The organism is Stenotrophomonas sp. 2694 (assembly GCF_040548715.1).
Classification (GTDB): Bacteria; Pseudomonadota; Gammaproteobacteria; order Xanthomonadales; family Xanthomonadaceae; genus Stenotrophomonas; species Stenotrophomonas indicatrix.
In genome coordinates, this window is the sequence record NZ_JBEPSG010000007.1 from 117,050 (window position 1) to 129,866 (window position 12,817).

Here is a 12,817-nt window from a genome sequence, read left to right on the forward strand (position 1 = left end):
GCACCTGGTGGCCGGTGGCCCGGGGCCAGAACATGACGCTGGGGCCCTGACATGTCGACCATCATCATGTCGCAGTGCTGGCCGCTGCAGGGCCTGAGCGTCACGCAGAAGGCTGTGTTGATCTCGCTGGCTGACCAAGCCAACGACGACGGCGTGTGCTGGCCGGCGGTGGGCACCATCGCCGCGCGCTGCTGCATGTCGCCGCGCGCTGTCCGCACCGCCATGGATCATCTGGAAGTCGTGGGCCTACTGACCCGCGACCGCAGGTTCAACAGCAGCACTGTCTACAACGTCACCCCGGCCAAGTTCGACAAGGCCGCCGCGCCGTCGAAGGGCACTCGCAAGACCGGAAAAGCCGGTACTGCATCGGGCGCAGGTGCTGCGCCCCGTGCAGCGGGTGCGCCCGATGCAGGTGGGGATGCGCCCCGTGCAGGTGGGGATGCAGCGGGCGCAGGTCTGGAGGTGCGCCCCGTGCCGCCTAACCGTCATATAACCACCAATGAACCGTCAGAAGAACCGTCATCTCCGGCGGGCCTGTCGGCCGCGCCGCGGACGAAGGCGGAGCAGGAAGAGCAGATGCAGCTGGCCTGCAAGGCGACGTGGGCTGCCTACCGGGCTGCCTACCTCATCCGCCACGGCGTGGACCCCGTCCGCAACGCCAAGGTCAACACCAACGTTCGGGATCTGGTGAAACGCCTGGGTCGTGAAGAGGCGCCGCTGGTGGCCGGCTGGTTCCTGAGCGTCAACGAGAACTACGCCGTGAAGCGGATGCACGACCTAGGCGTGCTGCTGGCCGGGGCCGAGGCGTACCGCACGCAGTGGGCGACCGGGCGGCAGGTGACCGACACCAGCGCCCGGCAGCAGGACCAGACGCAGGCCAATGCCAACGCGGCCGACGACGCCAAGGCGCTGCTGCGCCGCCTGAAGGGGAACGCAGATGCTCAGTGATGCCGAACAGGACAAGCTGGTCGAAATGCTGGTGGCCACGGCCGAGGTGATGGGCGAGCAGATTCGGCCGACCGCTGCGGCGTACATGGTCACTGACCTAGCGTCCTACCCGCTGCGCGTGCTGGCCGAGGCGCTGACCGCCTGCCGCCGCGAGGTAAAGGGCCGGCTGAGCCTGGCCGCGATCATGGAGCGCATTGACGACGGGCACCCGGCACCGAACGAAGCGTGGGCTGTGGCGATCCGGGCCGCTGACGAGGCGGTGACCCTGGTATGGACCGAGCAGACCAGGGACGCATGGACGGCGGCGCTGCCGCTGGTCGAGGAGGGCGACAAGATCGCAGCCAGGCAGGCGTTTCTGGAGGTGTACGCCCGGTTGGTGAAGAGCGCGCGCGCTGTGGATGGCTGCGCCGTCTATCAGCCGTCGCTGGGCTGCGACGCGAGTGCCCGGGCCGCAGCGCTGCAGCTGGCTGTGGATGCTGGCCGCTTGGCGCACGAGCAGGTTGCCGAACATCTGGCGCTGCCGTCGCCCACGCCCGCGTTCAATCCGCTGGCCCTGCTGGCAGGCCGGGTGGAGGCGAGCTCGGAAGCGAACGAGCGCACCAAGCAGCGCCTGGCAGAAATCGCCGAGCTGTTCGCTCCCACTCAGGACGCGGCGGCATGAGGCAGGACCATGTCGAACTGGAGGTGCGCCCTGTGTCCGAGCCGGTGTCGGTGGCCGGCTGGTATCTGGCCTATGGCTACGGGGTCAAACCGCTGGTGCTGTACGCCACCCTTGGGGCCACCGTTTGGCGCGATGGTTGCAGGCAGATCCCGATCACCCGGTATGCCGGGCCGATTCCGGAACTGCGCTGATGTGGTCGAACGCACCGCCGCCGACGAAGGAAGAGGGCGCCCGCATCGAGCTGGCCAAGACCGGCCCGTGTATGGCCTGCCTGGCGCTGCTGGAGAAACGGCTGCTGGAGCCAGAGCTGGTGGTTTACGGCTGCGACTACAACCACGCCAAGAGCGGCAACCGGCGGCGCGGCCACTTCTTCGGCTTCGCGCTCTGCATATGGCACCACCGCCGCATTCCGATGGAGGGGAACACCTTCGCATCGATGCGGCAGATCTACGGCCCGAGCCTGATGGATGGCTCGCGTGCCTTCCACGAGACGTACGGCTCCGACGACGAGCTGATTGCAAACCAGACCTACATCAACGAACTGAGGGCGGCAGCATGAAGACAACGAAGAAATTGGCGCCGAGGCTGAACCCTCAAGTCGCGCCCCGCGAGCGGCGCATGGACCACAACACGGTGTCGCGCCCTAAGCGAGTGAAGGCAGGAACCGCCTTCCGCGGCCCCGCCGAGACGGTAGACCAGTTCGAGGCCCGTGGCGGCCAGGTGCAGCGCCTTGCGGCCAGCTGGGAGCAGGCAGCATGAGCAAGCGGAAGATCGTTGCTGCTGCGAAGCGCCGGGGCTTGTCGGTGGTGTACGCGCACTGGGGCTGGGCCGCTGGCGACTGCGACAGCCACCAGGAATGGATGGTGGAGTTCGGCCCGGAGATTGATGAGCTGTATGGCGAGGACGAGATACAGAACTTCGTGGACACCAGCGAAGCGCTGCAGTGGATCGAGGATCTGGCTGCGCTGCCGCCCAGGCCCAATTGGCGCCCCATCGCCGAGGCGCCGCAGGACGCCACGCGGCTGATGCTGTGGGACTCGGTAAGCAAGCGGCCGGTGTTCGGCAGCTGGCGGGATGGCAACCCCAAGATCACGCACTTTGCGGCCGAGCCGGCCGGTCCGGAGTTGCCCTGATGGCTGCGCTCGATCAGACCCGGTTGCGCTGCCCGTTGTGCCGCAAGGAGGGAGAAGACCAGCGCCGAGACGCACACCGTGGAGATCATCTGCCAGGACTGCGACGATGGCGACTTTCACAGCGAGGAACACTACGACGCGGCCGGGAATTTCATCCTGCCGAGGGAGGCGAAGTGATGGACGCCATCGTTCTCTACGCCAACGGCATGTTCATTGAATCCCCATCTGAGGATGCCGACGAGTTTGAGATTCCGCTGACTACTGGAACCAGCGTTCTTTTCCGGCGCGTCATGTCGGGAAAAGGATGTTTTGAAGCAGCGGCAGTGCTTTGTGCCAGTTCTCAAGGCCAGCATCCACGAGCTTCAAAGCGAGGTGTTTGGTGGTCTCGCCGGGCAGCTCTCGAAGCTGATCGAGGTATCGCTGCTTTTCAGTCTGCGGGATCTCCGATTCCTGAATTTTCGAAGCAATCAGAGTCTTTAAGGTGTCCTCATGAAGCTTGATCGTAATCACTCCAAGAATTGCGGACAGGCCACCGTCATCGGCCAGGAAGTCGATTCCCTTTGCGGTAATGACCGCCGCATAGGGGGATGCCCTTCGGCCATGAGTGCCAGGGTAGACGCCTTCGATCAGGCCGTGTTCGTGCAGGTAGGCAATGTTCACCCGCAGCCTGTGGTCATCCGTGCCAAAGGGTCGTATGTCCGCTGCTGCGGGGTACTTGGCCGCCGCGCACTGAAGAATTTCTCGCTGAAAGCTGCGATCAAGCAGTTCTGCCATATGTCCGTCTCCGGTAGTGATCGTGTTGGCTGGCGCCGCCGATCCTACCGGAAGGCGGGCACCCACCAAGAAATGAGGGCCCATTACGGCACCAGCCTCATGGATGGCAGCAAGACGTTCCACCCGCCCACTCGGATGCGCCCCGACGACGACAACATGCTGGCCAGGTCCAAGCCCTACCGGGATGGCATCGCCGACGCTCTGGGCATAGACGACAAGCGGTTCATGAGCCACCCGCTGGTCAGCAACGAGGTCCGCAAGCGCGGCCAGGTGGTTGTGCGGATTACGGGCGGGCCGGCGGCGGCTGGCCACTCAACGACAGGGGAACGGGCATGAATCCACGAGAGACGATGGCGCGACTTGGCCCGAGCACGGTGAAGTTCGATATCGGCTGCGGCGGTGGCAAGCCGGACCTGACCAATCAGGACATCGCGGCGGCGCTGGGCATGGTGTCGGCCGGCCTTGGCCGGGAGCTGCTGGAGGCGTGCTGGTGGCCGGATGGCGCCGCGCTTCGTCGGCACAAGCTGCGGGACGCGGTGATTGCGCTGGTGACGCCGGAGCTGCAGCGGCAGCAGCGGCGCCTGGCCGAGGCGCGCACGGATCTTGGCTTGGCCGAGGTCTGCATGGGCTGGGGCGGCGCCGCTACGGCTGAGCAGCGGGCGAACCGTGACGCCGCCCAGCAGCGGCTGGGCCGGGTGAAGGCGCAGTGCTGGCCGATCAGCACCCTGGAGTCGCTGCCGACGCTGGCCGGCGCGGTGATCGGGGAGATCGCGAAGCGCCCGCACTGCGCGGCCTGCGAGGGCAGAGGCCAGGCGATGCTGGGCGAGCTGCTGGTGCCGTGCAAGACGTGCGGAGGGTCTGGCCTTGGCGCAGTCAGCGATCGGCGCCGAGCTTCGGCACTGGGTAGGGACGAATCGACTTACAGGGAGCGCTGGCGCGTCGTGTACGAGTGGATGCTGCAGCGGTTCACAGAGGCAGAGCAGGAAGCTGCGTGGCACTTGGGCCGGGCGCTCGATCGGTCTGCTGCTTGATAGGTGGGGCTGGCCGATACCAGGCTCGACCAGCCCCCATACTCAACGGCTGCAGATGAGGAAGATCGGAAGCAGTAGCTTCACGATCTTGCTCAGGTCCACCTTCAGCCTGAAACTGAGGTCGATCATTGTCGTTTCCTTCAATGATGCCCCAGGCCGGCCCAGGGCATCAGCAGATGTCCTGGCATTCTTTATCGTCGCGTTGCTACGACGTCGGTTCCGTGTGTCGACCCACTTCCGCGAATTCGAGTACAGATCGGTCCCAAGCCCGCTCCGACTAGGCCAGAATCACTCCGGGTTAGCCAGTTGGCGGGGTTCGGCCGTGCCTGCCCCATTGAGCAGCCGCTAAGCCACCCTCGTCCCCCCGCTAAGGGGTCCTTGCCGTGCACCGCACGGCCGATTGCACATTAGCGTCGTTTTCACCTGAGCGAAAGTGCGGGGTTGATGCCCCCGCAACTTTCTGTGCAAATTACTACAGTCGGGGAGTGATGCCAGCTGCTCCCACCAGTCGATCGCGCTCTTGCTTGGCCTCATCCTCAGTTTCAAAAACAAACGAGTGAGGTTCCTGCTGACCCACGGTGAAAACCGTGACGATAAACCCGCTGACGGGGTTGTCCTCACCTTCAAGCAAGAGACCCTCTTCATGGGTGACTCTGGGCACGAAGGTGACATGATCGAGGTTGATGTAGCAGTCCTTGATCCAGTAAAGCCGAGCGGCCATACGTTAACTCTCCTTGGGTGAGATCCGATTCTTACCCGTTCTCCGAACTAAATCCAACGTCATGATCCTGACCGCCTCTACAATCCAGCAGGCGGTTGGCTGCAGTGCCGCCGTTTCTGCCCAGTGGGCCCAGCCCCTGACCGACACCTGTAATGCGTTTGGCATCAGCACGGCGAAGCGAGTAGCCGCGTTCCTAGCCCAAGTTGGCCATGAATCGGGTGGGCTAACGCGTATGACAGAGAACCTGAACTACGGCGCCCAGGGCTTGGCAGACACCTGGCCGAGTCGATACGCGGTCGACCCCAAGGCCAAGCCGAAGAGGCCGAACGACCTGGCACGCGCGCTGGAGCGGAAGCCGGTGGCGATTGGCAACAACGCGTATGCGAACCGCATGGGCAATGGTTCCGAGGCTAGTGGCGATGGCTACCGCTACCGTGGTCGCGGTCCGATCCAGAACACTGGAAGGGCCAGCTATGCCGCGATCCGTGATGCTCTCCGCGCCAAGGGCATCAAGGCCGTTCCGGACTTCGAGGCTCAGCCGGAAGCGCTGGAGCAGCCGAAGTGGGGCGCGCTTGCCGCAGGGGCATTCTGGGACGCGCGCAATCTCAACAAGCTGGCCGACGCTGGCCGATTCGACGACATCACCGAAAGGGTCAATGGCGGCCACACCGGCGCAGCAGACCGCCGCGAGCGATATGCGCGCGCGCTGAAGGCGTTGGCCGTATGACGGCGAAGAAGAAACCGGCCAGGCTTTCGCCGGTCAGTCAGCTGCAGGGCGTGCTGGTGGTACTGGAAAGCCGCAAGGCCAAGAACCCCACCGCAGAACTGCTGACTGCCATCCGCGAGATGGTGAGCGACTCGCTCGCAGTGCTGCAGGAGCCGGACCCGACCAAGCAACGGATCGCCTTCGTGCTGCTGGCGGTCCAGCAGTCCACTCAGGTCGCCATCAAGGTCGTGCGGGGCAAGCGCCTCACCCGCGTGACCATCGTCGACCAGCAGCTCTATCACTGGGCGCTGGAGGAAATTCACGCATTGGCAGGTGCCGCATGACCTTCGCAACACGCAACGTGGGCGCGGCCAGGGCCGGAATCGCGATTCTGATCCTGTTCCTGATCGGCATGGGCATGGCCGCAATGCTGGCGGTGGCCATCCCCGAGGGGAACAAGGACGCCTTCCTCATGCTCATCGGCGGGCTGAACACGGCCATGGGCGGAATCATCCAGTTCTACTTCAACATTGGCCGCCGCGGCGCAGGAGCCTGACGTGAATCGGACCGTGATCGTGGTGCTGGTGTTCGTCGCCTGGTCGACCGGCATGTTCGGTGCCGGCTGGGCTTGGCGCGGCGATCGCGCCCATGGCACTGAAGCCCGGCAGCAGGCCAGCGCCGGTGCCGTCCAGGTGCAGCAGGTCAACCAGACCCGTGCCATCGAGCACAATCAGGCCGCAGCGCTGGCCACCATCGGAGCCAAGCATGAAGAAGACCGCACTGCGGCCGAGGCCCTCCCTGCTGCTGTTGTCGCTGGCGTGCGCGATGGCAGCCTGCAGCTGCGCGACGACCTCGCCACCTGCAATACCGCTCGTCTGTCCGAAGCCGTCGCCGGCGCCATCGAACGTGATGCGCACGCCCAACTACGAGCAGAGGTCGCGGGAGATCTTGTTCAAATCGCCCGTGACGCCGACGACCACGTCCGCAGTTGCCAAGCCGTGATCGGGGTTGACCGCACCTTTTAGCTGTCGTCCCGGCGCAGATCAAGTTCCACGGGTGAGGTTTCACGAAGGCGGGGCCCCTGAGTTTATCCACAGCAACCGGGGGGGATTCGGACCCCGGTAATTGACAGTTTTTCGGCCTCTATGGTGCTCCACCACAGGCCACGTTTTCGGCGGATTTTCTCGGGAGAAACCGCAATTTCGGCCCTGAATAGGCTGCGCATCGGGTAGAACATGGCTGACATCCACGAATTCACCAAAGGCTGGTCCGTGGCCAGGCTGGCGGATGAGTTCGGGATGGACCGCCGAACGGCCAGCAAGCGTCTAAAGGAGGCCGGCGTTCCGCCGCTGACCAAGCGGGCAGGGCACGACGTCTACCGCTTGGCCGATGCAGCCCCCGCGCTGGTCAATCCGGGCGCTGCAGCATTCGGTGCTGAGGGCGTTGTCGACCCGCGTGACCTACCTCCGATGGAGCGGCGCGCCTATTACCAGTCGGAGAACGAACGCCTGAAGGTCGAATCGACCATCGGGCAGCTCGTGCCGGCCGCTGAGGTCGAGGCGGATTACGCCGAGCTGGTCAAGAAGGTCGTGCAGTTCTTCGACACGCTCCCAGATGTGCTCGAGCGCAAGGCCGGGCTCACTCCGGAGCAGGTGGTCAAGGTCCAGGACGAGTGCGATCGCGTCCGGCAATCCATGTACGAGGGCATCACCGATGACGACGTACGCGACAGCGCGTAGCGTGCGCCAGGGCGTTGCCGAGATGATCAGGCCGCCGCGCCGCATCAGGGTGAGCGAGGGTGCGCGGGTGCTGCAGGTGGCCAATGCCGCCGGCGCCGCTGGAGCCTGGGATCCGGATACCACGCCCTACATGGTCGAGCCGTTGGACACCACCGGCAGCCGCCACTACGAGGCTGTGGTGTTCGTAGGGCCGGCGCGGTCGGGCAAGACTATCTCGCTGATCGATGCGCGCCTGGCGTACCTGATTACGTGCAACCCGGCCGACGCCATGGTTGTGCAGATGTCCAAGGATGCAGCTGAGGACTACAGCAAGACCCGTATCGCCCGCAGCATCGCTGCCAGCCCGGAACTGCGGTCACGGCTGAGCCCGCGTGCCCACGACGACAACATCCTGCTCAAGTTCTTCCGGTCGGGAATGTCGCTGCGCATGGGCTGGCCGTCGGTCTCGGTTCTTTCAGGCAAGGACATTCACGACGTCCTGATGACGGACGTGGACAACTACACCGGCGACCTGACGATCGATGAGTGCTTCGGCCTGGGCCTGAAGCGTACGCAGACGTACATGTCGGCCGGCATGGTGGTCGCCGAGTCGAGCCCGGCAAACGATTACGCCGACGGTGCCTGGAAGCCGTTGAACCCGCACCAGGGTCCACCAGCAGCGGGCATCGCCGCGCTGTATGCGCGCGGTGACAGGCGCCGCTGGTACTGGCCCTGTCCGGAGTGCGGCGAGCGGTTTCAGGCAGCGCCAGGCTACGACGGATTCGCGCTGCCGCCGATGGAGGAACTGCTCGAACGGGTCGTGCTGGACGACGTGCAGAAGATGGCGCGGCACTACTCGCTGCTGCACTGCCCGCACTGCGGTGTGGGGCTGCAGCACCGGTGGAAAGATGGGATGAACCGCAGCGGCGTATGGGCTGCAGAGGGCCAAGTCGTGCACGCCGACGGCACGGTCACTGGTGAACGGCCGGAGGCACGCATCGCCAGCTACTGGCTCGGCGGTGTCGCAGCGTCCTACCAGTCATGGGAATCGCTGATCGAGCGCTACCTGCAGGCGCTGAGGACCTTCGCCACCACCGGTGAAGAGCGCCCGCTTAAGACCACGCACAACGTGGACGGGGCGATCAACTACGTGCCGATGGCGGCGCGGTCGGCCAGCGATCCGAACGAGATGCAGGAGCGCGCCGAGGTTTGGCCTGCTGGCGCGGTGCCCGCTGGCGTACGTTTCCTCCTGGCTGAGGTCGACGTCCAGGCCAACCGCTTCGTCGTGCTGGTGCTGGGTTTCGGCATCGGCGAATCCGGGCAGCTGGAACGCTGGGTGGTGGATTCCTTCACCCTTCGCACGTCCAAGCGCGAAGACGGCTCCGGTGGCTTTCTGCCGCTGGACCCGCCGAAGTACCTGGAAGACTGGGAACGCCTAGTCGAGAAGGTCATCAGCCGTCGCTACCCGCTGGATGACGCTACCGGCCGCAGCATGCCCGTGCATGCGGTGGGCATCGATTGGGGTGGCAAATCGGGAACCTCGATACGCGCGCTGGAGTTCTGGCGTTCGCTCAAGGCCCGGAAGCTGCACGCCAGGGTCAGGCTGATCAAGGGCGATGCGCGCCGCGAGGGTGGACTGTTCCGCGAGACCTTCCCCGACAGCAGCAAGCGTCGGGACCGCAAATCAGGGTCGAAGGGCGATGTGCCGCAGCTGTTGCTCAATGTGGACCGGTTGAAGGACACGGTAGACGCCAACGTGAAGCGGGCCGAGCCCGGCCCGGGCTATTACCACTTCCCCGACTGGTTGCCAGAGGCGTTCTACGCCGAACTGACAGCCGAATCGCGGACGGCCAGGGGCTGGGAGAACTTGGCCAAGCGGCGCAATGAGGCGTTCGACCTCTGCGGATATGCAGAGGGCATGGCGCTGTGGCTGAAGGTTCCGGCCATCAACTGGACCGCGCCGCCGCCATGGGCTGCGCCGTGGGACGACAACCCAGACGTGAGGGCAGACGACGTAGCGCCGGCGCCAACGCCGCGCACGCGCACCCGCCGCGTCATCCGAAGCAAGTACCTGGGACGCTGAAATGGCATTCACCACCAAGCAAGTCGAACAACTGGAGGCCGCGATTGCGGCCGGCGTGCTGAGCGTCCGATATGCCGACCGCACCGTGACCTACCAGAGCCTGGTGGAGATGCGCCGCCTGCTGAAGCAGATGCGCGATGAGCTGGGCCAGGCCGCAGGTGCACCGCGGCGCCGCCGCATCGTGCGCCTCTACCAATCGGGGACCGGCAATGTCTGATATCTCCGAGAGCAGCTACCGCGCTGCCGGCAACGGCCGACGCCTACGCACCTTCCGGCCGACCTCGCTCGGTCCCAATGCTGCGTTGATTGGCCTGCCCACACTGCTGGCCAGGGCACGGCACCTGGCCCGCAATGACCCTTGGATGGTCAGCGCGCTGAATAAGAGCGTGTCCAATGGCATCGCCACCGGCATCCAGGCAAAACCGATCTGGGGAACGAAGGACCACAAGAAGAAGCTCACCAAACTGTGGACCCGCTGGGGCAAGTACGCTGATGCCGATGGCGTGCTTGGCTGGGACGGCCTGCAAGCGCTTGCCTGGCGCGAGTGGAAGGAGGCAGGCGAGGTGTTCGCCCGCATCCGGTATCGGCGACCTGAAGACGGTTTGCCTGTGCCGCTGCAGGTGCAGCTGATCGAATCTGAGCAGTGCCCGCAGCACTACAACGGTGTGGCCAGCAATGGCAACGTGATCCGGCAGGGCATCGAGGTCGATAGCATCGGTCGCCGCGTGGCCTATTGGATGTACCGGGAGCACCCGGGCGACCTGCAGCTGACCGTCAACGGCAACGAGCTGGTGCGCGTGCCGGCCGAGCAGGTGCTGCACTTGTACCGGCCGAACCGAGCCGGTGCGATGCGCGGTGTGCCGGGTTCTGCCCCAGCCCTGCTGCGCATGTTCAACCTGGACCGCCTCGATGATGCAGTGCTGGAGCGCCAGGCCCTTGCCAACCTGTTCGCCGGGTTCATCACCTCCGACGCCAACGGAGAGGGCGAGGATGGTGATGGCGTCGGCGAACTGATCACCGGCGAGGATGCCGACGGCACGGCCATTGGTGGCCTCGAGCCCGGCACCCTGCAGCAGCTGCCGCCTGGTCTGAAGATCGACTTCGCCGATCCGCCCAGCGCCGGCTCGGACTATGCCGAGTTCCTGCGTGGGCACCTGCTGGCGATCTGTGCCAGCCAGGACGTGCCCTATGAAGTGCTCACCGGCGACCTGCGCAACGTATCCGACCGCGCGCTGCGCCTGATCCTCAACGAGTTCCGCCGGGTGATCGAGCAGGACCAGTGGCTCTTCATGATCCCGATGTTCTGCCAGCGGGTGCGCGACGCTTTCATCGACCAGGCGGTGCTGTCTGGTCTGCTGAAGGTGCCGCGCTATGCAGCCCTTCGTGATGACGTGACCGAAACCCTGTGGGTGCCCGAAGGCTGGCCTTGGAGCCATCCGGTTCAGGACGTGACCTCCGAACTCAAGGCGGTGCGGGCTGGCTTCAAGTCGCGCAGCAAGGTGGTGCTGAGCGCTGGCGAGGATCCCGAACAGGTTGATGCCGAGCAGGCGCTGGACAACGAGCGCGCAGACGCGGCCGGGCTTCGCTATGACAGCGATCCGAGGCGTACGAACGCCTCTGGTGCCCGGCAGGACGACGAACCCGGCGCCCCTGGCGCCAACGACGATGAAAGGAATGACGATGACGAGTAAGCCTGGCCTGTTGGCCCGAATGCTGGGTCGCGGCAGCCGTGCGCCCGTGGTGGCCTCGCTCGCTGCCGCGGTCCTCAATCAGCCCCTGCTGGTACAGCCGGCCATCGGTGAAGCGCTGGTGGGCGGCTATCTGGAAGGGAAGGTCACCAGCGACGACAGCGTGCTGAAGGCCGACCGCTTCGAAGTGTCGGGACCCGGCGGGGAGACGGTTGGAATCACCCAGAACCTGATTGGCGTGATCAATTTGTCCGGTGCGATGGTGAACCGGCCCATGCCCGGCGGCAGTGGCCCCGGGCCGGTGAGCTACGCGGCAGTACGTGACACCTTCGATGAGCTGCTCAACGACGATGCGGTGACGTCCATCATCCTGCGGCTGGATTCGCCGGGTGGTATGGCGTCGGGCTGCTTCGACCTTGTTGACCACATCTTCGACGCGCGTGGCCGAAAGCCCTTGTATGCGTTGGTCGATGACCAAGCGTACTCGGCTTGCTTCGCCCTCGCTTCGGCGTGCGATGAGATCTGGATCAGCCGCACTGGCGGCGTCGGGTCGGTCGGCGTTGTGCGCTTCCACCAGGACTGGAGCGGTAACAACGCCCAGATCGGCCTGAAGGTCACCCCGCTGTTCGCCGGCGCCCGCAAGGTCGACTTCAACCCGAACTTCCCGCTCAGCGAGGAGGCGCATGCCGAGGCAATGGCCGATCTGGAAGACATGCGCACGATGTTCGTGGACACCGTGGCGCGGAATCTCGGCATGGAGGCGGACGCCGTGCGCGCCACCGAGGCGGCCTGCTACCGCGGCCAGTCCGCCGTGGCAGTGGGCTTCGCGACCCGGATCGGTACTTGGCACGACCTGATCGCGCACCTCGGTGCTGCCGAAGCCGCACCGCCGCCCGCGCCGGGCAACCCCGACTCTGACGATGAGCCGGAGGCAGCGGTAGTGCCCCCGGCGCCCGAGGCCGCACCAGCACCGCCCGCAGCCGTCGTGGAGAACCCGGCAGCAGCGCTGGCAGCAGCAGTCGCAGCCAGTGAACTGCCGCCAGCGCTCGCAGTCGCCCTCCTGCGCCGCCCACCGCAGGAGGCCGAACCGGCTGCCAGCGCCGTTGAGTACGCGACCGCCGTGCAGGACGCCTGCGCTGCGGCGCTGCGTGGCGATGACACCCTCGCAGCCAGCTTCATCGAGAAGAACACCGACCTCGACACGGTGCGTGCACAGCTGCTGTCGATGAAGGCGGAGGAAGGCCGCAGCACGCAGGTCGTCACCGCACACCCGGCTTCCATGGCCGATCAACGCGCCGCCGACAACAAGGCGAAGCTGAATCCCAATCACATCTACAAGCAACGAGGTAACTGA

At 65.4% G+C, this 12,817-nt stretch carries 19 protein-coding genes; 17 read left to right on the plus strand and 2 right to left on the minus strand.

The genetic code is table 11. The features are described 5' to 3' along the window. Positions 1–51 precede the first annotated feature (51 nt). From ABIA73_RS10930 to ABIA73_RS10955, 6 genes are read left to right on the plus strand one after another with little or no spacing between them, the layout of a single operon-like run. Complete coding sequence (locus ABIA73_RS10930; RefSeq protein ID WP_354275774.1) at positions 52–948, plus strand: helix-turn-helix domain-containing protein; 897 nt, start codon at positions 52–54, stop codon at positions 946–948. Continuing rightward, positions 938–1,609, plus strand: a complete 672-nt coding sequence (locus ABIA73_RS10935; RefSeq protein ID WP_354275775.1) for a hypothetical protein — start codon at positions 938–940, stop codon at positions 1,607–1,609. Before ABIA73_RS10930 ends, ABIA73_RS10935 begins: the two co-directional genes overlap by 11 nt. After that, positions 1,606–1,800, plus strand: coding sequence for a hypothetical protein (locus ABIA73_RS10940; RefSeq protein ID WP_354275776.1), 195 nt, complete (start codon positions 1,606–1,608; stop codon positions 1,798–1,800). The genes ABIA73_RS10935 and ABIA73_RS10940 overlap by 4 nt, the downstream gene beginning before the upstream one ends. Continuing rightward, on the plus strand, positions 1,800–2,168 hold the full coding sequence (locus ABIA73_RS10945; protein WP_354275777.1) for a Ref family recombination enhancement nuclease: 369 nt from the start codon (positions 1,800–1,802) through the stop codon (positions 2,166–2,168). The genes ABIA73_RS10940 and ABIA73_RS10945 overlap by 1 nt, the downstream gene beginning before the upstream one ends. Further along, a complete protein-coding gene (locus tag ABIA73_RS10950; RefSeq protein WP_354275778.1) occupies positions 2,165–2,368 on the plus strand; it encodes a hypothetical protein in 204 nt (67 codons plus the stop codon). The genes ABIA73_RS10945 and ABIA73_RS10950 overlap by 4 nt, the downstream gene beginning before the upstream one ends. After that, positions 2,365–2,742, plus strand: a complete 378-nt coding sequence (locus tag ABIA73_RS10955; protein WP_354275779.1) for a hypothetical protein — start codon at positions 2,365–2,367, stop codon at positions 2,740–2,742. Before ABIA73_RS10950 ends, ABIA73_RS10955 begins: the two co-directional genes overlap by 4 nt. Before the next feature lie 288 nt (positions 2,743–3,030). On the opposite strand, the gene ABIA73_RS10960 is transcribed toward ABIA73_RS10955, so the two are convergent. Further along, positions 3,031–3,516: a hypothetical protein gene (locus tag ABIA73_RS10960; protein ID WP_354275780.1), complete on the minus strand. Its 486-nt coding sequence runs from the start codon at positions 3,514–3,516 to the stop codon at positions 3,031–3,033. Between ABIA73_RS10960 and ABIA73_RS10965 the strand changes: the two genes are divergently transcribed. Next, on the plus strand, positions 3,517–3,852 hold the full coding sequence (locus ABIA73_RS10965; RefSeq protein ID WP_354275781.1) for a hypothetical protein: 336 nt from the start codon (positions 3,517–3,519) through the stop codon (positions 3,850–3,852). Then, the gene (locus tag ABIA73_RS10970; protein WP_354275782.1) at positions 3,849–4,547 is read left to right on the plus strand and encodes a hypothetical protein; all 699 of its coding nucleotides are present in this window, start codon (positions 3,849–3,851) and stop codon (positions 4,545–4,547) included. Before ABIA73_RS10965 ends, ABIA73_RS10970 begins: the two co-directional genes overlap by 4 nt. Before the next feature lie 472 nt (positions 4,548–5,019). Here the strand turns inward: ABIA73_RS10970 and ABIA73_RS10975 are convergent, their stop codons facing one another. After that, positions 5,020–5,268 carry a hypothetical protein gene (locus ABIA73_RS10975; RefSeq protein ID WP_354275783.1) on the minus strand — a complete coding sequence of 83 codons (249 nt, stop codon included), beginning with the start codon at positions 5,266–5,268 and terminating at the stop codon, positions 5,020–5,022. Between the two features lie 61 nt (positions 5,269–5,329). Between ABIA73_RS10975 and ABIA73_RS10980 the strand changes: the two genes are divergently transcribed. From ABIA73_RS10980 to ABIA73_RS11020, 9 genes are all read left to right on the plus strand, one after another. Beyond that, positions 5,330–5,995 carry a glycoside hydrolase family 19 protein gene (locus tag ABIA73_RS10980; protein ID WP_354275784.1) on the plus strand — a complete coding sequence of 222 codons (666 nt, stop codon included), beginning with the start codon at positions 5,330–5,332 and terminating at the stop codon, positions 5,993–5,995. Continuing rightward, positions 5,992–6,318, plus strand: coding sequence for a hypothetical protein (locus ABIA73_RS10985; protein ID WP_354275785.1), 327 nt, complete (start codon positions 5,992–5,994; stop codon positions 6,316–6,318). Before ABIA73_RS10980 ends, ABIA73_RS10985 begins: the two co-directional genes overlap by 4 nt. Beyond that, on the plus strand, positions 6,315–6,530 hold the full coding sequence (locus tag ABIA73_RS10990) for a hypothetical protein (RefSeq protein ID WP_049464547.1): 216 nt from the start codon (positions 6,315–6,317) through the stop codon (positions 6,528–6,530). The genes ABIA73_RS10985 and ABIA73_RS10990 overlap by 4 nt, the downstream gene beginning before the upstream one ends. Position 6,531: 1 nt before the next feature. Continuing rightward, complete coding sequence (locus ABIA73_RS10995; protein ID WP_354275786.1) at positions 6,532–6,999, plus strand: lysis system spanin subunit; 468 nt, start codon at positions 6,532–6,534, stop codon at positions 6,997–6,999. Positions 7,000–7,209: 210 nt separating this feature from the next. Further along, positions 7,210–7,713, plus strand: a complete 504-nt coding sequence (locus ABIA73_RS11000) for a DUF1441 family protein (RefSeq protein ID WP_008265668.1) — start codon at positions 7,210–7,212, stop codon at positions 7,711–7,713. Positions 7,714–7,735: 22 nt separating this feature from the next. Further along, entirely contained in the window at positions 7,736–9,775 is a 2,040-nt protein-coding gene (locus ABIA73_RS11005; RefSeq protein WP_354275787.1) for a terminase gpA endonuclease subunit, read from the plus strand. A gap of 1 nt (position 9,776) precedes the next feature. Beyond that, positions 9,777–9,992 carry a phage head-tail joining protein gene (locus ABIA73_RS11010; protein WP_008268422.1) on the plus strand — a complete coding sequence of 72 codons (216 nt, stop codon included), beginning with the start codon at positions 9,777–9,779 and terminating at the stop codon, positions 9,990–9,992. Beyond that, the gene (locus tag ABIA73_RS11015; protein WP_354275788.1) at positions 9,985–11,466 is read left to right on the plus strand and encodes a phage portal protein; all 1,482 of its coding nucleotides are present in this window, start codon (positions 9,985–9,987) and stop codon (positions 11,464–11,466) included. The genes ABIA73_RS11010 and ABIA73_RS11015 overlap by 8 nt, the downstream gene beginning before the upstream one ends. Next, the gene (locus tag ABIA73_RS11020) at positions 11,450–12,817 is read left to right on the plus strand and encodes a S49 family peptidase (protein ID WP_354275789.1); all 1,368 of its coding nucleotides are present in this window, start codon (positions 11,450–11,452) and stop codon (positions 12,815–12,817) included. Before ABIA73_RS11015 ends, ABIA73_RS11020 begins: the two co-directional genes overlap by 17 nt.